The 22,545-nt window shown below is 64.5% G+C and carries 23 protein-coding genes; 11 read left to right on the top strand and 12 right to left on the bottom strand.

Features of this window, described 5'->3' with window-relative positions; all coding sequences use genetic code 11:
* The 3 genes from AP428_RS36075 to AP428_RS36070 all read right to left on the bottom strand — a co-directional run.
* Positions 1-1,368, bottom strand: a 1,368-nt coding sequence (locus tag AP428_RS36075) for a hypothetical protein (RefSeq protein ID WP_082409435.1), incomplete at its 3' end; no start/stop codon positions are given.
* A gap of 1 nt (position 1,369) precedes the next feature.
* Positions 1,370-2,350 carry an ATP-binding protein gene (locus AP428_RS27605; RefSeq protein WP_011548841.1) on the bottom strand — a complete coding sequence of 327 codons (981 nt, stop codon included), beginning with the start codon at positions 2,348-2,350 and terminating at the stop codon, positions 1,370-1,372.
* Complete coding sequence (locus AP428_RS36070; RefSeq protein WP_011548840.1) at positions 2,350-4,377, bottom strand: hypothetical protein; 2,028 nt, start codon at positions 4,375-4,377, stop codon at positions 2,350-2,352. The genes AP428_RS27605 and AP428_RS36070 overlap by 1 nt, the downstream gene beginning before the upstream one ends.
* Positions 4,378-4,685: 308 nt before the next feature.
* On the opposite strand from AP428_RS36070, the gene dapF reads away from it, so the two are divergent.
* The 7 genes from dapF (at position 4,686) to AP428_RS27565 (ending at position 10,134) form a co-directional block, all read left to right on the top strand.
* A complete protein-coding gene (gene dapF, locus AP428_RS27595) occupies positions 4,686-5,495 on the top strand; it encodes a diaminopimelate epimerase (protein ID WP_011548839.1) in 810 nt (269 codons plus the stop codon).
* Positions 5,492-6,379 (top strand): RNA polymerase sigma-70 factor, encoded by an 888-nt coding sequence (locus tag AP428_RS27590; RefSeq protein ID WP_011548838.1) that lies wholly within the window; start codon positions 5,492-5,494, stop codon positions 6,377-6,379. Before dapF ends, AP428_RS27590 begins: the two co-directional genes overlap by 4 nt.
* 193 nt (positions 6,380-6,572) lie before the next feature.
* Positions 6,573-7,052, top strand: a complete 480-nt coding sequence (locus AP428_RS27585; RefSeq protein ID WP_011548837.1) for a carboxymuconolactone decarboxylase family protein — start codon at positions 6,573-6,575, stop codon at positions 7,050-7,052.
* Between the two features lie 63 nt (positions 7,053-7,115).
* Positions 7,116-7,520, top strand: coding sequence for a cupin domain-containing protein (locus AP428_RS27580; protein WP_041489451.1), 405 nt, complete (start codon positions 7,116-7,118; stop codon positions 7,518-7,520).
* A 109-nt stretch (positions 7,521-7,629) separates the two neighbouring features.
* Positions 7,630-8,634, top strand: a complete 1,005-nt coding sequence (locus AP428_RS27575) for a LysR family transcriptional regulator (RefSeq protein WP_041489450.1) — start codon at positions 7,630-7,632, stop codon at positions 8,632-8,634.
* A gap of 205 nt (positions 8,635-8,839) precedes the next feature.
* Positions 8,840-9,595 (top strand): SDR family oxidoreductase, encoded by a 756-nt coding sequence (locus AP428_RS27570; protein ID WP_011548834.1) that lies wholly within the window; start codon positions 8,840-8,842, stop codon positions 9,593-9,595.
* Between the two features lie 23 nt (positions 9,596-9,618).
* Complete coding sequence (locus AP428_RS27565; protein ID WP_011548833.1) at positions 9,619-10,134, top strand: Ohr family peroxiredoxin; 516 nt, start codon at positions 9,619-9,621, stop codon at positions 10,132-10,134.
* A 61-nt stretch (positions 10,135-10,195) separates the two neighbouring features.
* On the opposite strand, the gene AP428_RS27560 is transcribed toward AP428_RS27565, so the two are convergent.
* From AP428_RS27560 to AP428_RS27550, 3 genes are all read right to left on the bottom strand, one after another.
* On the bottom strand, positions 10,196-10,624 hold the full coding sequence (locus AP428_RS27560; RefSeq protein WP_006480270.1) for a PRC-barrel domain-containing protein: 429 nt from the start codon (positions 10,622-10,624) through the stop codon (positions 10,196-10,198).
* A gap of 395 nt (positions 10,625-11,019) precedes the next feature.
* Positions 11,020-12,150 carry a 3-deoxy-7-phosphoheptulonate synthase gene (locus AP428_RS27555; protein ID WP_011694899.1) on the bottom strand — a complete coding sequence of 377 codons (1,131 nt, stop codon included), beginning with the start codon at positions 12,148-12,150 and terminating at the stop codon, positions 11,020-11,022.
* 193 nt (positions 12,151-12,343) lie between these two features.
* Complete coding sequence (locus AP428_RS27550; protein ID WP_011548831.1) at positions 12,344-13,666, bottom strand: lipase family protein; 1,323 nt, start codon at positions 13,664-13,666, stop codon at positions 12,344-12,346.
* Between the two features lie 403 nt (positions 13,667-14,069).
* On the opposite strand from AP428_RS27550, the gene AP428_RS27545 reads away from it, so the two are divergent.
* Positions 14,070-14,624 carry a hypothetical protein gene (locus tag AP428_RS27545; protein ID WP_041489449.1) on the top strand — a complete coding sequence of 185 codons (555 nt, stop codon included), beginning with the start codon at positions 14,070-14,072 and terminating at the stop codon, positions 14,622-14,624.
* Positions 14,625-14,782: 158 nt separating this feature from the next.
* Here the strand turns inward: AP428_RS27545 and AP428_RS27540 are convergent, their stop codons facing one another.
* Complete coding sequence (locus tag AP428_RS27540; RefSeq protein WP_041489653.1) at positions 14,783-15,493, bottom strand: YceH family protein; 711 nt, start codon at positions 15,491-15,493, stop codon at positions 14,783-14,785.
* A 407-nt stretch (positions 15,494-15,900) separates the two neighbouring features.
* Here AP428_RS27540 and AP428_RS27535 point away from each other — a divergent pair, with 407 nt between their 5' ends.
* A complete protein-coding gene (locus AP428_RS27535; RefSeq protein ID WP_011548828.1) occupies positions 15,901-16,662 on the top strand; it encodes an SDR family oxidoreductase in 762 nt (253 codons plus the stop codon).
* A 17-nt stretch (positions 16,663-16,679) separates the two neighbouring features.
* Here AP428_RS27535 and AP428_RS27530 read toward each other — a convergent pair whose 3' ends face one another.
* The 3 genes from AP428_RS27530 to AP428_RS27520 are packed head-to-tail and all read right to left on the bottom strand — an operon-like array spanning position 16,680 to position 19,110.
* On the bottom strand, positions 16,680-17,384 hold the full coding sequence (locus AP428_RS27530; RefSeq protein ID WP_011548827.1) for an MOSC domain-containing protein: 705 nt from the start codon (positions 17,382-17,384) through the stop codon (positions 16,680-16,682).
* Entirely contained in the window at positions 17,381-18,277 is an 897-nt protein-coding gene (locus AP428_RS27525) for a dihydrodipicolinate synthase family protein (protein WP_011548826.1), read from the bottom strand. Before AP428_RS27525 ends, AP428_RS27530 begins: the two co-directional genes overlap by 4 nt.
* A 50-nt stretch (positions 18,278-18,327) precedes the next feature.
* Positions 18,328-19,110: an aldolase gene (locus AP428_RS27520; RefSeq protein ID WP_011548825.1), complete on the bottom strand. Its 783-nt coding sequence runs from the start codon at positions 19,108-19,110 to the stop codon at positions 18,328-18,330.
* Positions 19,111-19,244: 134 nt separating this feature from the next.
* On the opposite strand from AP428_RS27520, the gene AP428_RS27515 reads away from it, so the two are divergent.
* The gene (locus AP428_RS27515) at positions 19,245-19,787 is read left to right on the top strand and encodes a helix-turn-helix domain-containing protein (protein ID WP_011548824.1); all 543 of its coding nucleotides are present in this window, start codon (positions 19,245-19,247) and stop codon (positions 19,785-19,787) included.
* A 41-nt stretch (positions 19,788-19,828) separates the two neighbouring features.
* The gene (gene hutC / locus AP428_RS27510; RefSeq protein WP_006480260.1) at positions 19,829-20,566 is read left to right on the top strand and encodes a histidine utilization repressor; all 738 of its coding nucleotides are present in this window, start codon (positions 19,829-19,831) and stop codon (positions 20,564-20,566) included.
* Between the two features lie 76 nt (positions 20,567-20,642).
* Here hutC and AP428_RS27505 read toward each other — a convergent pair whose 3' ends face one another.
* Positions 20,643-21,491, bottom strand: coding sequence for a phytanoyl-CoA dioxygenase family protein (locus AP428_RS27505; RefSeq protein ID WP_011548823.1), 849 nt, complete (start codon positions 21,489-21,491; stop codon positions 20,643-20,645).
* Positions 21,492-21,522: 31 nt separating this feature from the next.
* The gene (locus AP428_RS27500) at positions 21,523-22,326 is read right to left on the bottom strand and encodes an ABC transporter substrate-binding protein (protein WP_011548822.1); all 804 of its coding nucleotides are present in this window, start codon (positions 22,324-22,326) and stop codon (positions 21,523-21,525) included.
* Between the last annotated feature and the right edge of the window lie 219 nt (positions 22,327-22,545).

The raw sequence follows: 22,545 nt of genomic DNA, 5'->3' as shown, positions 1-22,545 counted from the left end.
GCGCTGTATGCGCACACATTGAGATGGAAGTGTCCACGGGTCGGGACGATGCGAGTCGTCAATGTGCTCCAGCCAAGCTGTCACCGCCTCCACCTCCATGCTCAGTTGCCACTCGGTGGCCGTGTTGAGCAGATCGAGTGTCGAATCGTCAAGATTCCAAGCGTACTTCGCGAATGTGTCCTGCAAGCGATTGAAGTTTGGTTCGGCCCAAGGGTCGTGCTCCTTGACCAGTCGAACAAAATCACATTCAAGCAGGTCCTGCACAATACAGATCAGCCTCCCCAGCTCTTGCCCTGCCTGGCGCCCCTTCAGTACCGTTGTCCACTGTCCCCAACGAACATCCAGTTCGTCGAGCGCGACTTCATACGGGCAACGTACGTCATGATATTTGGTTGCGTCAGGATCACATTCCTGCCAAAAAATTCCGTCACCTCCAATGGGCATCCCGAACCAACGACAACGGCAAGTAGCATGGCGCTCTCGGAGCGGTGCGACGAGACGTTTATAGAGAGCCACAAATGGCGGCGGATTAGGTACCAGATCTCCTGTCTGCACGAAGAAATCAAACATCGTCCGAAACAAATAATTCAACCGCTTATCATCGACGACATGCTTAATACGGTCATCAAACACTTGACGCTCAGACTCCCACTCCACATTGACTGATTGCAAATATGGCTTTACGGAATCAGCAGGCGGACAAATAGAATAAAGTTGCCCAAGCTTCTGAGCATAGGGAGCACACTCAAATATTTGGCTTGTATGATATATAAATATATCTTTCTTCGAATATTGAGCCGCCGCTTCCGTTACATCGCCGATCCACCCTAAGATGCGACTCGGCACCTCGCCCAATCCCTCGTCCGTGGGCCCATTTCCGACGAGAGGCCATTTGGCGCAATGCGTGCGCATCACGTTCCGCAGTGCAGCGATGCGCCCCTCTAAAATCGTACCGTAGTGACGCGGGGGATGAACAACCTGCAACTGAGATGCATGAAAAGGGCACGATGCCAGCCATACCACTTCGTGAAACACACTGTGGTAGCCAAGTTCGGCGCATTCAGGACAGAAACGTATAGTGAATTCGTTTCCGTCCCCAACATCGAGTCCATAGGTACCGCATTGATTCAGGCCGAGGCCAAGTCGAATTACAGTAGATACTGTTGACTCAGGCTCGCCGAGCGTGGCAGCCAGCCGTTCGATTTCCTCGTCCGGCGACTCAGACGGACGATCTGGACGCCATGCCAAAACATCGATGCCCTTTCGGAAATTGACATGATTGAGTTCGCAAAATCGCAAAAAAATGCTGATCTTGGACTCGTACGGCCTCAGGCATCCTTTCCACCAATTGAATTCTGGATAATCCATATTAAGATGGCGGACAAATAATACGCATATGGTCTGAGAAATTCGTTCTGGCCAACCGCTTCAGCCAGTTTTCATACGACGTGACTTCCTCCCACTCGCCACCACGTGCCAATTCGTAGAGCGTCGCCTCGATGGTTCGAGCAATATGTTGCATGGGAAATTCACCAAATCGCCTCGCGTTGTCGGGGGATAGTTCCTGAAGAGCCGTCCAGATATCAGCGCCACATTCGGCCAACCGCCGGCCACGGCCGAAGCACTCGGGTGCGAAGTACTCGAGGAAAGATATCTCACTGTCTTCAGGCCAACGAGAATCAATGTCGTAGCCATTCAACACATAGTCCAGTTCGTCCTTCGTACGGAGGCCGTGGAATTGAGCATGAGACGCCATGAATCGCGCAGAAACGTGAGCATTTCCGGTTCCGGCGAAGTAGTCATACTTGTAGTTCAGTTGATGAGACCCTATCGAAATGACACTCAGCAGATACCCTTTGTTATCCAGATCGTTCTGTAGTCCCATCAACCACTGCCACTCGCGCAATGTCATGCCCTGCGCTTCGTCGATTAGCAGGATCACATAGTTTCGACGCGCCCACTCGGCAATTGCGATGAACCGTTGCAGACATAGATAGCGCCCCTCCGCACGCGGCGGCGGCTTCGCCGCATTGACCAGTACGAATCGAGACGCCAGCAGCAACATGTGCCAAAAACCTGCCTCACTCAGATGGCTATCAGGCGGGCGAATCCATACAACCAGCGGCAGCTCGATCTCGAAGCGCTCGCGTAGCACCTGAGACAGGAAGTACTTGACGCACTTTGACTTCCCCAGCCGTGACGCACCTCGCAAATATGCGCCCGGGCACTGCTGATCGATCCAATCACCAATCTGGGAAATCATTTCGTTCATGGGTGGCGTATAGACCGCATACTGCTGCGTGACGATACAGTGCCGTGGGTCAATATGTGCTGGGAGCGAGAATGTCATCACGACCTCGTTGAGGCGATCCGACGGGGCGGCAAAGGTAAGGGAGTGTCCCGTCGCTTAGCGCTGGATGAGCGATCTTTTGAGGTACGCGTTTCAATCTTCTCGCCATCTGACGCCTCCTCTGCGCGTTTCAGTGCGCCATCAAGCATCGTGTCTCCAACCGATCCTGCCGCGGCAGCCGTCAGGATGCGACGGGCCTCCAGGTAGGCAGGATGAACCGGTAGTTTTCCTTTAGGCTGCGCTTCTGAGAAATGCACGAACGCCTCGACCGGATCCATCCCCGGAGAAGCGCGAAACTTCCCGCTCCTGTTTGCCTGGCAAATCGCCGTACGTACAGCCAAGCTGTGTGGCAATCCATTCCACGGAGGCGCTGCTCGCAGTATCCCCAACGAAGTACCGTTGATCTCGGCACCCATTGCGATGCGAGCATCGTTCTCTCTATGTGCGATCACCCATATCTTCGACCCAGCTAGATCATGCCGAATGCCCAGGATCTCGTTCGAATACGTGGCGTTGAAGAATTCGACGTACGGTCGTCGCCCAGTGCTGGCTCCACCCCGCACCGTACAAAGCTTCCGAACACTGAACATCGAGTTGACCATCTCAGGTTCCACATGTCGCAACACCGAAGATGAATGGCGATAGAGGAACGCTGCATACTCCAGAGGGGTGCGGTATCCGATACTCCGATGAGGCGTGCTGTTGTAGTTTGCGATCAGGATGTCGAGAATTTCTTCTGCATACTCGTATTGGAAGCGGCTCGTCAACGCCACGGCGTCCGGATTGCGACCTTTCTTATCTTGCGGCTTGGCGCCAGTCGTGTTGGATAGTCGCTGAAATCCACGTCCTGCCAAATGGCGATTGAACGTCTCGATGAAAGGTCGATCATCTTTGCTACGTCGCTTCGAAAACGAGCTTGATGGGTCAAGTAGTTTGGATCGAACGACATCTTCCAGAGATCGGCGAACATGCTGACATGTCTCTGCAAGTGCGCCATCTACGCTTGTCTCGTCCCAGCATAAACCAACATAGTCCGGGCCGAGCACCGACAATAGCCCTGCGCCAGGTATATAAGCATCCTCACTAAATGTCACTTGCCGCGGCGTCCAGGGGTTCAGCGATGCCTTGATCGCTCGAAGGACGTCGTCGGTCGACACTTCCCGTCTTAGACTGAAGTAGTACCCAATGACCGCTCGAGAAACAACTTCGAGCAAGACAACCACCCAGAGCCGATGGACCATTTTCTCAACAAAGCCGCCCCCGATCTGCGGCAGGAGCACACAGAACCGCCCGTCGATTTTATGCGCGTCCATCTCTACTCGCTGCATAAACCGGGAAACTGGGCGGTTAGTCCCATCGCCCGTTGCTAGTTTTTTGACCATATCCGGCCCCCCTGCCTCATGCGCCATTACTTTGGGGTTCGCCAGCAGGACTTTCTCGACGTAGCGCCTGATCGAGTAATAACCGAGACTGACAGTGTTAAAGGGCCATTCGTCGCGTATCTCGTAACCAAGCGCTCGAAGCTGATCAAGAAACCAGTTGTGATGACGAGTCTTCGCGCGCTTTATCTCGGCAAGCTTGTTCGTGCGCGGGATAGTCAAAATCCTGGCGTCGAAACTTTTCCTCAGTTCCGGATGAGCGTCGAGAATACCCTGCATTGCACCGGCCGCACCGCCACCATAGACATCTACGTGGATCCGTTTGATTCGATGGTACGGGCGCATTCGCACGTACGGCATCAAACCCCGCCATCCAAACTCTCGGCCATCCTCATGAGTCTCGAGGCAACGCTCGTTGATCAGCCGATAGGCCTGCTTCGCGCTAAGCGATGTTGCTTTCTTGATCGACTCGGGTGATTCCCCGGCCAGGTACAGCTCAACCGCCTTCTTCCTCGCGAAATAAAGCGCTTGTCGAGAGTCAGTCATCGTACCTACGTCGGGCGTCACCCACTTTGAAGTGTCATGGGCCCGTCCTCGCACTATCCGCTGCGAAAACACTGGCAGTTCTTCGGAGTCTTCAACTGACATCCCGCCCTCCTCGCCATCGGAGCGACACGCTCAACTCATCTGAGCGCCGTCCTGACAACACCTGTCCGAAAGAAGGCTAGTACATCAAAAACGCATGCACGGGATTAGTTACAAAATCACCAAAATGCTGGGATGAGATACAATTTTATGCAAATTTTCTCCTCGTGAATTTGTTCCCGGGATCCCGGAGACGCCCTATTGGCGGGGGTGTCGTAGATACAAATTTATGCAAACCAACGGTCGGGCGACGATTGCCCGCGACCGGCGAGCCACGTACAGTATTTGCCTGCCTCCATTCCGGAACCCCCATGCCGATCGCATTTCTGAAGATGAACGCGAATGGCGATGACTTCGTCATCGTCGACCTGCGCGGTCACGAACACGATCGCGCGCATCCCGTCGACGGCGACCTCGTGCGGCGCATGGGCGATCGGCATCGCGGCATCGGCTTCAACCAGCTCGCGGTGATCTCGGACGGCAACGACGCGGCCGCGCGCGTCGCGTTCTGGAATCCCGACGGCTCGACGCTCGATACCTGCGGCAGCGCGACGCGCGGCGTCGCGTGGAAGCTGATGCGGGAAACCGGTGCGACATCGGTCGTGCTGCGCACGAATCGCGGGCGCCTGCACTGTTCGCAGGATGCGGACGGGCTGATCAAGGTCGACATGGGCGCGCCGCGGCTCGGCTGGCAGGACGTGCCGCTCTCGGAAGCCATCGACACGCTCGCGCTGCCGCTGCCCGGTGCGCCGGCCGCATGCAGCATGGGCAATCCGCATTGCACGTTCTTCGTCGACGATGTCGGCACGATCGACATCGAAGCGCTCGGCCCAACCATCGAAACGCATCCGCTGTTTCCGCTGAAGACCAACGTGCATTTCGTTCAGGTCATCGATCGATCGCATATCCGTCTACGTATCTGGGAACGCGGCGGCGGCGTGCCGCTCGGCTCCGGCTCGTGTTCGTGCGGCGCGGCGGTCAACGGCATCCGGTGCGGGCTGCTCGACGATACCGTGCGGGTGACCTGCGACGGCGGCGACGTCATCGTTCAATGGGACGGCGCCGGCAGCGTGTTCCTGAGCGGCCCCGTGACGTTCGGGTTCAGCGGAGTGTGGCCGTGACGACCGACGACGCACGAACCTTCCACGCGCTGCGCCCGCGCCTGCAGAAGATCGCATACCGGATGCTCGGCTCCGTCGCGGATGCCGAGGACATCGTGCAGGACGTGTGGCTGCGCTGGCACGACGCGGCGCGCGACGACATCGAGAACGCCGAGGCGTGGCTCGTCGCGGTCACGACGCGCACGTCGATCGATCGCCTGCGCGCGGCGAAGCTCCGGCGCGAGCACTACACGGGTATCTGGCTGCCCGAGCCGGAACTCGGCGAATCGCCGGCGACGCCCGAGGAAATGACGGAGCGCGCGAACGACGTGTCGGTCGCGTACCTGCTGTTGCTCGAACGGCTGACGCCGGAAGCGCGCGCGGCGTTCCTGCTGCATGAAATCTTCGAGTTCGACTACGACCGGATCGCCGACGCGATCGGCAAGAGCGAAGCCGCGTGCCGCCAGCTCGTCAGCCGGGCCCGCGCGCGGCTGCGCGACGATACGCAGCCGCGGCACGCGGTGCCGCACGAAACGCATCGCCGGCTGCTGCAGACGTTCACGCATGCACTCGCACACGGCGACTTCCCGTCGATCCAGGCGCTGCTCGCCGAAGACGCGATGCTGATCGGCGACGGCGGCGGCCATGTCCAGAGCTTCCCGAAACCGATGGTCGGCGGCCGGCGCATCGCTCAACTGTTCTATGCGACGTGGTTGCGCTGCGGCAGCGGTGTCGAGATGCGGCCGGTCGTGCTGAACGGCCAGTGGGCGATGCTGCGCTTCATCGACGGGCAACTCGAAGCGGCGATGTCGTTCGAGACCGACGGCACGCGCATCGGCCGGATTCTCGTGCAGCGCAACCCCGACAAGCTCGCGCGGATCGCGGCCGCCTGCACCGCCGGCTGACGCATGCGGCGCGCGCGCCGGAGCCGGCCGCGCCCGTCGCCGAGCGCCGATTGGTGCAGCGCGCGCAACACGATGCGTCCCCGTGCGTGGCTACCGCGCACCAGCACACCCTCCTAAGATGATTTCGCGCGGCGCCCTGCCGCCCACGACACCCGCGCAGCGCGGGCCAGCCTCTTCGTCGCCAGGAGAAATCATGACGCAGCGTATCAACTACATTCAACAGTCACCCGAGTTGTTCAGGAAATTCCTCGAGCTCAGCAACCTGCTGCGCAGCAGCGCGATCGAGGAATCGATCCGGGATCTCGTGTCCCTCCGGGCATCCCAGATCAACGGCTGCGCGTTCTGCGTCGACATGCACGTGAAGGAGGCACGCATCCACGGCGAGCGCGAGCTGCGCCTGCATCATCTGGCGACGTGGCGCGAATCGACGCTCTTCTCGCCGCGCGAGCGGGCCGCGTTGGCCTGGACGGAAGCGCTGACGACGCTGCCCGCGCACGGCGTGCCGGACGACCTCTACGACCGCGTGCGCGGCCAGCTCTCCGAGAAGGAATTGTCGGACCTGACGTTCGAAGTGATGGCGATCAACGGCTGGAACCGCGCGAATGTCGCGTTCCGGACCGTGCCGGGCTCGTCCGACAAGGCGTTCGGCCTCGACAAGGCCAATCTCGCCTGACGGCCGGCCACCGCCCTCTCTCGCTGCCGGCCGTTGGCCGGCAGCTCACCGGAAGCCACCACCATGATTCGCATGAAACACGTGATCGCGTCCGCGCTCGTCGTCGCGGGCGCCGCGACCGGCGCCGTTCGCGCGGCGCCGTCGGCCATCGTCACGCCGCTGATGACGAAGCCGCTCGACGCATACCCGGGCAAGGAAGCGCAGATGATCTCCGTCGAGTATCCGCCCGGCGCGGTCGACCCGGTGCACCGCCACCACGCCGACGCGTTCGTCTATGTCGTCGAAGGGTCGATCGTGATGCAGGTGAAGGGCGGCGAGCCCGTCACGCTGACACCGGGCCAGACCTTCTACGAGGGCCCGAACGACCTGCACACGGTCGGACGCAACGCGAGCCGCACCCGGCCCGCGAAGTTCATCGTGCTGCTGTTGAAGGACCAGGGCGCGCCCGTGCTCGTGCCGGAAAAATAGCCGGCTCGCACCCCGCCGCACCCTTTTTGCAAAAATGCGGCGGGCGGTGTCACAGGCGGCAGCGCTGAAACGTCTAGTCGCATACGGACACCACGATTCCAGCGCCTCCATGCCCGACACTTCCATCCGCCGCCCCGATGCCGACGACCCGTTCGCGCGCAGCTTCTCGACCTGCTATGCCGGCGTGGTCACGTTCCTCGCCGTCGTCACCGAAGGCAGCTTCGCGCGCGCCGCCGATCGCCTCGGCGTCGGCCGCTCGTCGGTCAGCCGCCACGTGCAACGGCTCGAGGACCGGCTCGACGCACGCCTGTTCCAGCGCACCACGCGCAGCATGTCGCTGACGCGCGAAGGCGAGCTCTTCTACGAAAACTGCCGGCCCGGCATCGAGCATCTGGCGCAGGCGCTCGAGGACATGCGCGAGCTGCGCAGCGGGCCGCCGAGCGGACACCTGCGCGTCGGCTCGACCCCGGGCTTCGGCCGCAAGGTCATCGCGCCGCTGCTGCGCGATTTCCATGCGCAGTATCCGGACATCACGCTCGACCTGCTGCTGAACGACCGCCCGGCCGATTTCTCGGCCGACCGCATCGACGTCGCGTTTCGCGACGGCCGCATGGAGGACAGCGCGATCGTCGCGCGCCGGCTGATTCCGATGCAGATGATCGTCTGCGCGTCGCCGTCGTACGCGCACCGGCACGGCTTGCCGCGCCACGTCGACGAACTCGCGCGGCATCGCTGCATCAACCTGTGCACCGCGTCGGGCCGCGTGACGGAATGGGAATTCAGGATCGACGGGGTGACGCAGCAGCGCCAGCTCGCCGCGCATCACACGTTCAACGACATCGATCTCGTCGTGCGCGCGGCGCTCGACGGGCTCGGCATCGCGCAATTGCCCGCGTACCAGGTGTGCGACCTGCTCGCCGACGGCCGGCTGGTGAGCTGTCTCGGCCAGCACGCGCCGGACGACGGCGGCCACTATCTCTGCTACCTGAGCCGCAAGCACCTGCCCACGCGCATCCGCGTGTTCATCGACTACATGATCGAGCAGACGCGTGCGCGCGACCTGCAGTGCCTGACGACGATGACGACGATCGCGCCGCTGGAGACGATCGATTGATGCATGCACGGCAACATGATGAGGGCTTGCCGGCCTCTACCGGATCGCGCGGCGCATGCCTACGATGCGGGCTGTTCGACAGGCACGCGCATACGGCACTGCGCGGTTCGGCAAAGGGCCGGCGCAATCGCGCGAATGCGAGGGGTCCTGGTTTCGGCAGGTTCAAGCGGCGCGCATGTCGCGCGCCCGTTCAAGGAGAGCAATCGTGAAAATCGTCGTGATTGGTGGTACCGGCCTCATCGGCAGCAAAGTCGTCAGGAACCTGATCGCCCGCGGCCACGACGCGATGGCGGCCGCGCCGTCGACCGGCGTCGATACGATCACGGGTGCGGGGCTCGACGACGCGCTCGCCGGCGCGGAGGTCGTGGTCGATCTCGCGAATTCGCCGTCGTTCGAGGAAGCGGCCGTGAAGGCGTTCTTCGAGGCGTCGGGGCGCAACCTGTTCGCTGCGGAGCGCACGGCCGGCGTGCGGCATCACGTCGCGTTGTCGGTGGTCGGCACCGACCGGCTGCAGCAGAGCGCGTATTTCCGCGGCAAGATCATCCAGGAGAATCTGATCCGTGAAGCGGGCGTGCCGTACACGATCGTGCGCTCGACGCAGTTCTTCGAATTCGTCGGGGCGATCGCGCAGGCGGGCGCACAAGGCGACACGGTCCGATTGACCACCGCGCACTTCCAGCCGATCGCATCGGACGACGTCGCAGCCGCGGTGACCGATTTCGCGCTCGACGCGCCGCGCAACGGCATCGCCGAAATCGGCGGCCCCGAGCGCGTGCGGATCGCCGATCTGGTCGAGCGTTTCCTGTCGGCGACGCACGACGCGCGCACGGTGACGCGCGACGCCAGCGCCGACTACTTCGGCGCGGTGCTGCAGGACGACACGCTCGTGCCGGCGCCCGGTGCACGTCTCGGCGCGACGACCTTCGACGCGTGGTGCCGGCAGAACGCGCTCGCGCGCTGAACGCTGCAGCCGGATCGCACACCATGACGCCGCTGCGCCCGCCGCCGCTATCGCTGCTCGACCGGTATCGCGGACGAGAACCGCAAACGCTGTACTCGACGACGGTGACCGTCACGGGCGGTGCGGCCGAGCACGGCCGCGCATCGGGCGTCGCGCGTTCCGACGACGGGCGGCTCGATGTCGAGCTGCGCCTGCCGCCGGCACTCGGCGGCTCCGGCGACGGCCTCAACCCGGAGCAACTGTTCGCGGCCAGCTATGCGGCATGCTTTCACGGTGCGCTGAGCCTGCTGGCTGCACGGGCGGGCGTGTCGATCGCCGGCGCATCGGTGTCCGCATCGATCGACTTCTGCCGCGATCCGGTGGACGGGCTGTTCATGCTGAACGCGAACATTCGGGTGCGCCTGCCGGGCGTCGAGCGCGCGGTGGCGGAAGAACTCGTCCGCAATACGGAGCGTTTCAGCCCGTATACGAAGATGGCGCACGAGGGGATCAGCCACGTCGTGGCGCTGGCGCCGGCAGACGAAACGTCGAAGCGCTGAGCGAAAATGAAAATGCGGCGCCCGCCGCATCGCGCAACGGGCGCCGCATCGATACGACGAATCAGTGCTTTTCGTCGACCTTCTTCGGCTTCGGCGGCGACGGCACCTTCGCGTACTGGAACGCCGGCGTGGCCTTCAGCGCTTCCTTGGTCGCACCCGGCAGATAGATGTTGCCGTTGCGCACGTCGAGCGACGCGATCGGCACCGCGACGTCGTGCGCGGCCACGCCGAGGAAACCGCCGGCCGACACGATCGCGGCGGACACCGAGCCGTCCGGCGCGACGATCAGGTCGCGCACCTTGCCGACTTTCTGGTTCTCGTCGTTGTACACGGTCTTGCCGAGCACGCTCTTCTTCACGCTCCAGCCTTCGAGCAGCGCCTGCGATTGCTCGACGGTCACGCTGATCGGCTGAGCGCCCGCGATCTGCGCGTGCGCGCTGACGCTCGAGGCGAGGACGGTTGCTGCGATGAGGGTCTTGTAGAACTTCATATGTGTTGCACTCCGGTTCGGTTGTTGTTGATTCCGGGACGAAGCGGCGGGACGCGACGGCCGATCGGTGAACGCCCCGCGATGGCCGCCCCGCGCTTCATCCGTCGCGTGGCGGCGGCCGCGCCGCCATGACATGTGTGCGTGGCGGACCGGCATGGCCGGGCCGCAGCGTGCAACACGTCTTTCATGGTAGCGGCATTCGCCGGATCGTGCGTTCAAGGTGCAATGGGGCTGGCGGCGCGAGCAGGATCAGGATCAATGATCGTGCAGACGGATGGGGCGCGCGGCGCGGAACAATGGTGCCGCGGCCTGTCGATCAGGGCAACCCCATAGATGGGCACCCGAACTTCGTGGCGCATCGAACGACGCGGCGGTCGCCGCGCCGCCACGCGGCATCACGCATTGCGCGAATACACCCTGCGATGCCGCACCGCCTCCGCCAGCACGTCGAGCACCGGCTCCGTCTGCGTCCAGCTCAGGCACGCGTCGGTAATCGACACGCCGTACTTCAGCGGCACGCCCGGCTTCAGATCCTGCCGGCCCGCTTCGAGATGGCTTTCCACCATCACGCCGACGATCCGGTGCTCGCCCTGCCCCAACTGCCGCGCGAGATCCTGCGCCACCTCGATCTGCCGCTCGTGCGACTTGTTCGAGTTCGCATGCGAGCAGTCGACCATCACCTGCTCGCGCAACCCGGCCTTGCGCAGCACCGCGCAACTCGCCTCGACGTGCTCGGCATCGTAGTTCGGGCCGTTCTTGCCGCCGCGCAGGATCACGTGCGCATCGTCGTTGCCGCGCGTCTCGAAGATCGCGGCCATCCCCATCTTCGTCATCCCCATGAACGCATGGCTCGCCGCCGCGGCGACGATTGCGTCCGACGCGACCTGCACGCCACCGTCGGTACCGTTCTTGAAGCCGATCGGGCAGCTCAACCCCGACGCAAGCTGGCGGTGGCTCTGGCTCTCGGTCGTGCGCGCGCCGATCGCGCCCCACGCGATCAGGTCGGCGATGTACTGCGGGCTCAGCAGGTCGAGGAATTCGGTCGATGCCGGCAGGCCGAGCGCGTTGATGTCGAGCAGCAATTGCCGCGCGGCGCGCAGCCCTTCGTTGATGCGGAAGCTACCGTCGAGGCGCGGATCGTTGATGTACCCCTTCCAGCCGACCGTCGTACGCGGCTTCTCGAAGTACACGCGCATCGTGATCAGCAGGTCGTCCTTCAGCGCGTCGGCTGCGACCTTCAGGCGCCGTGCGTAATCGAGCGCCTGGTCGTGATCGTGGATCGAGCACGGGCCGACGACGAGCAGCAGCCGGTCGTCGCGGCCGTGCAGGATGTCGCCGATCGCGCGACGCGTATCCTCGACGAGCGTCTGCGTCGCGGCCGGCACCGGCAGCTCGTCGAGCAGCAGCGCGGGCGAAATCAGCGGACGCACGGCGCCGATGCGGACGTCGTCGATGCGTGTGGTGTCCTGCGTCGCGTCGGCGCTGCCTACCTCGCGATCATGGGAAGGATTGTCGAGGTTCTGCATGGTGATTCTCCGGGGGACGTCTGTCTGGAATGATGGGCAGGCTCGATTATGGCACCCGGAGAAGGTCGCGGCGGGTTACGGCGGGGGAATGCGGACGACGGCCGCCGCAGTCACGCGATCGACGTCGAAACGACGCAAAAAAAGGCGACCCGCAAAGGGGTCGCCCGACCGTTTGCCGCATTGCGCGGCATGACTAGTGCCGCGTCTCGGGCGCGAGCGAGTTGCTCGGCAGCAGCGACGTCAGCCAGCAATTGTTCGGCGCGGCCTTGCCGTTGAAGCGATCGTAGAGCCACGGCAGCATGCCGGCCACCCACGGCACGATCGCGCCCGCGTGTTCGAGCGGATATTCGGTGTACGTGACCGCCGTGCCGCTGGCGCAAAACTTCTGCGCCAGCGCGCGCACGTCGTACGCCAGCATCACGCCGTCGCCCACCTGGCTGCCGAAGGTGCCGTCCAGCGCGCCCGCAGTACCCTGGCCGATGAACATCGGGATCGTCGGCGACGCGGCCAGCCCCGCATTCACCTTGTTCGCATAGGTGACGTACACCGGAATGCTGTTGATGTCGTTCGCGTATTGCGGCTTGAACAGCGTGCCCCAGCGCAGGCCCGTGTACTTCGGCAGGATGTAGGCGAGCGACTGGTTCTGGATATCCTTGAACACGGCCACGCCCGTCTCGCTGAGGTACGGCGTCAGGTCGAAGCCATAGCCGCGCGACAGGCCGGCCAGCGCGGCCGCGGCCACGCCGCCCCACACGATGCTGCCGTCGACATAACGCAGGTTGTGCGCCGGGTCGACCAGCACGCCGCCCTCCGCCGCGCCGACGAGCTGCCGGTTGACGTCGGGCGCGTAGCTCGGCGCGAGTTGCGCGGCCCAGTTCGTCGCGATCGCGCCGCCGGAATAGCCGATCATCGCGACCTTGCTCGACGGATTCAGCCCGGTCGACGGCGTATTGAGCGCGGCGCGAATCGAATCGAGCGTCGTCATCCCGTATTCGGGGCCGGCCGCGAAATCGGCCGTCTGGCCCTCGGTATCGGGCACGATGATGTTGTAGCCGAGCAGCAGCAGCGTCGACAGCGGAATCGATTCCGCGCTGTACAGCAACGTGCCGACGTTGATGACCTTGGTCACGTCGCGATCGCCGGCGATCACCTGCGACGGCTCGTCGTACGGGTTCAGCGAATCGTAGGCCGACTGGTACGAGATCGCGTGGCCGTTGCTGACCGGGCTGCGGATCACGGAGGTCACGTTGACGACCGGCTGGTTCAGCGCGTTGCTGGTGCGATACAGCAATTGCTGCGCGGTCACCGCGGTCGGAATGCCGGCCACGTGATAGGTGACGTTACGCGTCTTGATCACGGTGCCCGGTGGAACCGATGCCAACGGCGTGGAGCCGGTGTACGTGTAGAACGGATCGGAGACGGCTGGCGCCGCGGCGCTGGCCGGCGGTGTCGTGACGGCAAGTATGGCTGACACCGCGGCCGCAGCCGCGACAATCATGAAACGTCTGGAGGACATGGGTGGAGGCCCCTGGGATAACCTGCTTGCATCGAAGGAAATTCGGCGGTGTTGCAGACCATCGCGATTGCCGCTTCAACAGCGTTTCGGTGCCATCGACTGTCTCCTGTAAATGAATGATCCGGTTTTTTCCGATTCTGTAATTTAGTAGGACTGCAAATCTGATTTATTGAAGCACAACGAGAATGCGTTCGAGATGCGTTTTCGCTTGTTTGAAGGTAAACGTCTAAACCGGTTGCCACGCGAGGTCGGCGGCCCGGCCGTTCGGCCGAGTGTTCGCGTTGGAGGGGAGTACCGTAGGATCACCGTTGTCCGGTACCGAAGCGGCCCGTCGTGCGACGCTGGTCGCTCCGCACACCGCTTGCCTGTGACCGATCGTTTCCTGCCCAACCGACACGCCACGATGACCGTCTCCGAACTGCTCCGCGCCATCCGCCAACCCTATGTCGACCTGCTCGCGAAAGCCACCACGCAATCGGCCGTCGTCGTCGAGCCGGCCTACCGGCAGGCCGACGGCACGCTGGCCACCGAAGGCCCGCTCGCGTTGCCGTGCCGCGCCGACACGATCGCGACCGAAGGCGAGGCGGCCGGCCAGCCCGCGATGGTCGATTCGGCCACGCAGCTGGATTTCGAGCCGTTCGCATTCGAACTCGAAACGGCAGCCGTGTCGATCCAGCCGTTCGTGTGGGACTGGGCGGCGGTCGAGGCCGACGGTCTCGACGAAAGCACCGCGAACGACGCGTTCAAGACGTGGTTCCTCGCGTGGTTCGACGCGGACGACGAGAACACGCCGGCCGAAGACGGACTGCACGGCATCGTTCACTACCTGTCGGAACCGGTTCGCACGGAACAGGGCTGGCGCATCCACGCGGATCTCGGTTCCGCGCCGGAGACGGCCGTCGAGGATCTGCTGTTCCGGCTCGTCGATGCGGGCGCAACGCGGATCAGTGTCGGTTGATATGCGTCTTCATCGCTCACGCACCGTCATGAAAACCATTCGGTTGCCGCCGTGATGCGCCGGTTGATCCGAAGCGCGTGCGTGGTACCTCGTCCCCGGCGTCGAGCTGAAGTGACGCGGCGGTCCGCGCGCACCGCTGCCATTGCATCAGGAAGCGATCAGGACGCGTCGCCCGGTGCGTCGACGTCGATGCCGAGTTCGCTCGCCATCCGTTGAACCAGCGCATTGAGTCGCGCCACTTCGTCCGCGAGGCGCTTCTGTTCGGCCTTTAGCGCCTCGAATTCGGAAGGCGGCACCGAATCCGCGCCGCCGCCGGCATCCGCGCTCGCGAAGTCGGCCATGTTCACGTCGCCGCACATCAGGTGCATCCAGCGGTTCTCGCGCGCACCCGGCGCACGCGGCAGCCGGACGACGAGCGGCTGCGCGCGCGCCGCGAGTTCGTCCAGGAACGCCTCGACCGACGAGATGTCCGCGAAGCCGTGCAGGCGTGCGCTGTTCAGGCGCAGCTCGGCGGCCGTCTGCGGGCCGCGCAGCAGCAGGATCGTCAGCAGCGCGATCGCCTGGCTCGGGATGCCGAGCACGCGGTTCATGTTGTGCTCGAAACGCGGCACGCGGCTGCTGCTGCCCTCCATCACGAGGCTCAGGCGCTTCAGCTCGTCGAGCGCGGTCGTGACTTCGTCCTCGCTGACGTTCATCACCGGCGCGCGCGCGGTTTTCTGGTTGCAGCCCGCGGTCAGCGCGTTCAGCGACAGCGGGTAGGTATCCGGCACCGTGTGTTGTTTCTCGACGAGCACGCCGAGAATGCGGGCCTCGAGAGGCGTGAGTTCGCGAAGGGCGCGGGGCGTGGGCGTATCCGGCGTGGTGTTCATGAGTGGCGTCGCAGCGTGCAGCAGGTGAAGGGAAACGATCGCGGCCCGTACGGCATCGCGCACGGGCGAGCCATATGATAGCTCGCGACGCACGGCCCGGCGCCGCTTGGCGCAGCAGCATGCGGACTTGCCGCAGCGGGTTTTCGTCCGACGTAGCGGCGCGCGCGATAGCGTGCGGCGCATCGCTGCGATGCGCGTGCGCGGCACCGCAGCTTCATCCTTCGCGCGCGCCGGGCGTTTGCGCGATGCGCATGCCGGCGCTACGATAGACGTTCATCCCGATATCAGCGGCGCCGCACACGACCGCTTTCGCACGCCGATACCACGCATCACCCGCGTTGAATGCGCTGCCGCCGTGCGTGCGCACCGCTCGTCAAACCCGCTCACCCCCTCACCCGTTCACCACCATGACTGCATCCTCTTCCGCACCCGTGCGCGCCATCGTCACCGGACACACCCGCGGCGTCGGCGCGGCGCTCGCCGAACAACTCCTGCAGGAAGGCATCGCCGTGCTCGGCGTGTCGCGCAGCCGTCATCCGTCGCTCGCGTCACAGGCCGGCGAGCGCTTTACCGAGGTCGAACTCGACCTGTCGGACTCGAAGACCATTGCGAGCTGGCTGGCCGGCGACACGCTGCGCCGCTTCGTCGACGGCGCGTCACTCGTGCTGCTGTTCAACAACGCGGGCATCGTCGACCCGATCGGCCCGCTCGCCGCGCAGGACCCGGCGATCGTCGCCCGCGCGGTCGGCCTGAACGTCGCCGCACCGCTGATGCTGTCGGCCGCGCTCGCGCAAGCCGCCTCGGCCGCGACCGAATGCCGGATCGTGCACCTGTCGAGCGGTGCGGCCCGCAATGCGTATGCCGGCTGGAGCATCTACTGCGCGACCAAGGCCGCGCTCGATCATCATGCGCGCGCGGTCGCGCTCGACGCGAACGGCGCGCTGCGGATCTGCAGCGTCGCACCGGGCGTCGTCGATACGGGCATGCAGGCCACGATCCGCGCGACCGGCGAAGACAACTTCCCGATGCGCGAGAAATTCGACCAGTTGAAGTCGAGCGGCGCGCTCGCCACGCCCGAGGCGACCGCCCGGCAACTGATCGGCTATGCGCTGAGCGATGTGTTCGGTACCGAGCCGACGGCCGACGTGCGCAACCTGCCGACGAAGTAAGCGCCGGACGCGGCCCGTCATCCTTCGAGCCGCTTCGTCCAGTCTTCGACCTGCCGCCCGGTCCGGCGTTTTTCGAGCATCTTGCGCCAGCCGGGCGGCAGCAGCGGCACGTCGCACAGCGCATCGAGCGCGGCCATGTCGAGCGTGCGTCGATACAGCACGTCGAGCACCGTCGACAGCGGCCATTCCGGGTAGCGGCGCTCGTGCAGCGCCAGCACATCGCCCGCCGCCACCCAGCCTTCCTGCAGCACGCGGTAGTACCAGCCGGTCCGGCCGCTGTGCTGCACGAGCGCCGCCATCCGCGGATGATCGAAACGCGCGTTGAGCTTCCAGCACGGCTGCCGCGACTGCGACACCCGGAGCACCGCGCCGCCCAGCGTGAACACGTCGCCGAGACACACGTCGTGCTCGGTGATGCCGCGCGTCGACAGGTTCTCGCCGAACGCACCCGGCCGGGCGAGCACGTCGCGCGCGCCGATCTGCCCGGTCCACCACGGATAGTGATCATGCGCATAATGATGAACGGCCTTGTCGGGGCCGCCGTGATGCCGCGCATCGGCCTGCTGGTCGCCGGCAAAGCCGAGCGCGCCCAGCCACAGGCGTGCGTCCACCGGCTGCTTGTCGATCGCGCTCGCGTGCGGTGTGCCGGCGAGCGGCCGGCTCACGCCGATCCGCACCGCGCCGATGGCGACCGCGATCGCCAGCCGTGCGTCGGCGCTCATGCCGCCACACCGTCCGGCAGCGCCGCGAGCAGGCGCTCGAGTTCTCGTGTGCGTGCGTCGCCGAGCGGCAGCAGCGGTCGCCGCGGTTCGCCGGCGTCGAAGCCGCGCAGCCTCAGCCCGGCCTTCACGGTCACCGGCAACCCGCCGTTGACGATGAACTGCAGCAACGGCAACTGCGCGTGAAAGACCGATCGGGCGCGCGCGAGGTCGCCCGCGCACATCGCGTCGAACAACGCGAGCGGCAACGCGGCATTCAGGTTCGGCGCGGCCGTGCACCATCCGGCCGCGCCGGCGGCCAGCGCGGCGAGCGCCATCGGATTGCTGCCGTTGTAGAACGGGATCGTGCCGTCGCTCAATTGCGCGAGCCGGTGTATCCGGCCGATGTCGCCGGTGCTTTCCTTCACCATCGTCACGTTGTCGACGGTCTGGCAGATCGTCGCGATCAGCTCGGGCGACATGTCGACGCCGCTCGTCGCCGGGTTGTTGTACAGCATGATCGGGATGCCGATCGCGTCGCCGATCGCACGGTAGTGCGCGACGATCTCGTCGTTGCCGAGCTTCCAGTACGACACCGGCAGCACCATCACCGCATCGGCGCCGGCCTGCTCGGCAAAGCGGGCGCGGCGCACCGCGCCCGCCGTGGTGAGATCGGAAATTCCGACGACGGTCGGCACGCGCCGGCGCACCGCGCGAATCGACGCGGTAGCGACGGCCTCCCATTCGGCGTCGGACAGGTAGGCGCTTTCGCCGGTACTGCCCAGCGGCGCGATCGCGTGAACGCCGTCGGCGATCAGGCGTTCGATCAGCGCATCGAGCGCTGTCAGGTCGACGTCGCCGTCGGCGGAGAACGGCGTGACCGGGTAGGCAATGATGCCTTTCAACAGGATGGACACGATTGGTATTCCTCAATGATTGACTAAAAAGATCGGAACGGTGCACTCGCTTACGCGACGCAATCCTGATGCGTATGCAATGCGCGGCGCGCGTAGTAGTCGAACGTCACCGCATCGCGCTTGGGCTTCGAGATCCAGTCGTGCGCCTCACGCGCCAACGCCGGAGGCACCGGTTTGATCTCGCCGGCCGACATCGCGAGCAGTTGAAGCTTCGCGGCGCGTTCGATCAACAGCGCGAGAATGCACGCCTCCTCGATCGTCTTGCCGACCACGAGCTGACCGTGATGCGACAGCAGAATCGCGCGCTTGCTGCCGAGCGCCTTCGAGATGATCTCGCCCTCCTCGTTGCCGACCGGCACGCCCGGCCAGTCCTTCAGGAACGCACAATCGTCGTACAGCGGGCAGGTATCCATATGCGACACGACGAGCGGCTGTTCGAGCATCGACAGCGCCGCGACATGCGCGGGATGCGTATGGATGATGCAGTTCACGTCCGGGCGTTCGCGATAAATCCACGTATGGAACCGGTTGGCCGGGTTCGGAATGCCATCGCCGTCGACGACGTCGAGATCCTCGTTGACGCGCAGCAGGTTCGCGGCCAAGATCTCGTCGAAGCCGAGCCCGAGCCGCTGCGTGTAGTACGTGCCGGCCGCGTCCGCGCGGCAGGTGATCTGCCCGGCCAGGCCCGAGTCGTGGCCGGCGTCGAACAAAATCCGGCAGGTCAGCGCAAGCTTTTGTCGCGCGGACCAGCCGCTGTCCCCCACCTCGTTTTCCAGACGCCGCTCTGCCAGCGCGACCAGCGCTTCCTTCGTCAAATTCAGCGTTTCCGCCATGTTCGCCTCCTGAATGAACCGGGTCTGCCGCGCCGTCCGCGGCCGTTTCCCCGATCACGAATGACACACGATACACCGAATGACACTTTGTGTCATGCGTTACAATCGGTTTTTCGAAGGACACCTGGCGCCCCATGACGATTCGCCTGAAGCTGCTCAGAAAACAGAAGGGCTGGACGCTCGACGTGCTGGCCGACGAGACCGGCCTCACCAAGAGCTACCTGTCGAAGGTCGAGCGCGGCCTGAGCGTGCCGTCGATCGCGGTCGCGCTGAAGCTGTCGAAGGCGCTGAACGTCGACGTCGAGCAACTGTTCTCGGAAAGCCGCAACCGCGAACTGATCACGGTCACGCGCGCCGGCGAGCGCACGGCAATGGGGGCGGCGGCCGACAGCCACGCGCATCGCTTCGAAAGCATCGCAGCGGGCGTCGCGCCGAAGAAAATGCTGCCGTTCGTCGTGCATCCGCCGCACGAATTCGTCGCATCGACGTTCCGCGAGCACGAGGGCGAGGAATTCCTGTTCGTACACAAGGGACGCATCGAAATCGAATTTCCGAACGAGACGGTGCAACTCAAGGCCGGCGATTCAGTCTATTTCAACGCACTGATCCCGCACCGCACGCGCAGCCTCGGCACCGCGCAGGCGGAGATCCTGGTCATCGTCAGCCACGACGACTAGCCTCGTCACTTCTCGTCACTTTTTCGCGCAAGGATCTTCCGATGGTCACCAAGGCCACCGCACCGTTCCAGCAGATCAAGACGCTCGTCCGTCAGAACGTCGAGTCCGGCGACTGGCGCCCCGGCGACCGCATTCCGTCCGAGCTCGATCTCGCCGCGCAGTTCGGCGTCGCACGCATGACGGTCAACCGCGCGCTGCGTGAGCTGACCGAGGAAGGCGTGCTCAAGCGCACCGCAGGCGTCGGCACCTTCGTCGCCGAGGTGAAGCCGCAGTCGAACCTGCTGATGATCGCGCACATCCGCGACGAAATCCGCGCGCGCGGGCACGAATATCGCTGCCGCGTGCTGAGCCAGTCGAGCGAACCCGCGTCGTTCGACGTCGCGGCCGCGTTCGGCCTGCCGGTCAACACGCCGGTCTTTCACGTGGTGTGCGTGCACGAGGAAAACGGCCGCCCGATTCAGCTCGAGGATCGCTACGTGAACCCGGCCGCCGCGCCCGGCTTCATCGACCAGGATTTCCAGACCGAGCCGCCGTCCGAGTACCTGTACAACAACGTGTCGCACTACGAACTTGAAATCGAGCACGTCGTCGACGCGTCGCTGCCCACCAGCGAGCAGGCGCGGCTGCTCGACATGCGCGCCGACGAGCCGTGCCTGACGCTCACGCGCCGCACATGGACGGACGGGCTGCCCGTCACGTTCGTGCACTTCCTGCATCCGGGCAACCGCTACCGGCTCGGTTCGCGCTTCAAGCCAGGCGCGGGGCGCCACCCGACCTGATCGTTCGTCGCAAGCCCCTCAACGCACGGCGGCCGTTTCGTCATGAAACGGCCGCCGTATTCGTTACCTGCGCTGCTCAGATCGCGCCGACCTGCCCCGCGTCGCGCGACCACACCACCGGAAACAGTGGATGATCGAGCGGTGCGCCGTCGGCCAGTTGCGCCGCGAGCCCGGGGAAATCGGGCGACGTTTTCCAGCGGCGCGGCGCGTGACGGATATCATCGCCGACGAAGCGGATCGAGAACGCACGGCGGCGGTTCTGCGTGCCGCCCGACGCATGCAGCGTGAGCATCCGGAAGCACACCATGTCGCCGGGTTCGAGCGCCCAGCGGCGAATCGGGAAGGCCGCGCGGTCGGCTTCGATGTCGGGCAGGTCGGCGAGGCTGCCTTCCGGAAACCACTTCGCCTCCTTGTCCATGAACGTGCGCGGCATCAGCCACGGCCCGCGATGCGAGCCCGCGACGAATTCCAGCGTCGATTCGAGCGGCACCGGATCGACCGGAATCCACATGCTGACGTTGTCGTCGCCTTCGATGTCGTAGTACGGCTGGTCCTGATGCCACGGCGTGCGCTGCCGCGTGCCGGGCTTCTTCACGAGCAGGTGATCATGATGCAGCCGCACGTGGTCGGTGCCCATCAGCGCGGCGGCGACTGACGGCGCCGGCGAGCGCACGATGAAATCGCGATACGCGTCGTTGTGCTGCCAGTTGCAGAAATCCTCGAAGAACCAGCCCGGATCGTCGGGCCGGCTCGCGACTTTCGCGCGTTCGCTCGGTTGCGCGAGGTTCGCGTCGATGCCGGCCCGCAGCGCGGCCACTTCGTCAGGCGAAAAAATGCCCTTGATGCAGACCGCGCCTTCCTCGCGGAACGCGGCGATCAGTTCGGGCGTCACGGCTTGCGCGACGCGCTCCTGGATACTCGTCATGGTGTGCCTGTCGATCGAATGAGTCACGGGGTCACGGCGCCGAAGTCAGTTGCTGCTTCGCGCCGTAGATGTCGAAGTCGAAGTATTTCGCGGCAATCTTCTGGTACGTGCCGTTCGCGCGAATCGCGACGATCGCGTCGTTCAGCCGCTTCTTCATGTCGGCGTCGCCCTTGCGTATGCCCATCGCGACGCCGTAGCCGGTGATCCGCGCGTCGGTCACGTCCGGGCCCGCGAACGCGTAGCCCTTGCCGCGTGGCGTCTTCAGGAACGAGTAGCCGGCCTGCGTCTTGTCCTGGAAGGTCGCGTCGAGGCGGCCGTTGACGAGATCCTGGTACACCTGGTCCTGATTCTGGTAGGAGACGATCGTCACGCCCTTGGTCGCCCATTCGGCCTTCGCGTACGCCTCCTGCGTCGTGCCCTGGTCGATCCCGATGCGCTTGCCGGCGAGCGACGCGGCGCTCGGCAGCAGCTTCGAGCCGACCGGCGCGACGAGCGCGCCCGGCGACGCATACAGCTTGTTCGAGAAGTCGATCTGCTTGAGCCGCTCGTCGGTGGCCGTCATCGCCGACATGATCACGTCGAACTTGCGCGCGCGCAGCGCCGGGATCATCCCGTCGAAGCCCTGCTCGACCCACACGCACTTCGCATGCAGCTGCTCGCAGATCGCATTGCGCAGGTCGATGTCGAAGCCGGCGAGCGAGCCGTCGGGCTGCTTCGCCTCGAACGGCGGATAGGTGGGGTCGATACCCCAGCGGATCGTCGCCGTATCCTGCGCGAACGACACGAGCGGCGCGAACGCCAGCGCGGTGGCGAAGAGCTTTGCGGTGCGGTTCATGGCGGGTCCTTGAAAGTCTCGACGCGGCGGGCGATGCCGGCGTCCGGTGGGGCGTCGCGACGGGGGGGCGGCGCGGGGCGTGAAAGACGACGGACTTCGATGAAACTGCGATGCAGTCTAGACTGCTTGATTTTTGAGCGCAAGCGGGGAAATACGGGAGGGGCGGCGGATTGAGAGAAGATCGAAACCGAGAGGCGAGGCGATGCTCAATTGTGAGAT

Source organism: Burkholderia sp. E168m22 (assembly GCF_001319805.1).
Lineage (GTDB): Bacteria > Pseudomonadota > Gammaproteobacteria > Burkholderiales > Burkholderiaceae > Burkholderia > Burkholderia orbicola.
This window is presented reverse-complemented; position numbering and strand designations above follow the sequence as displayed.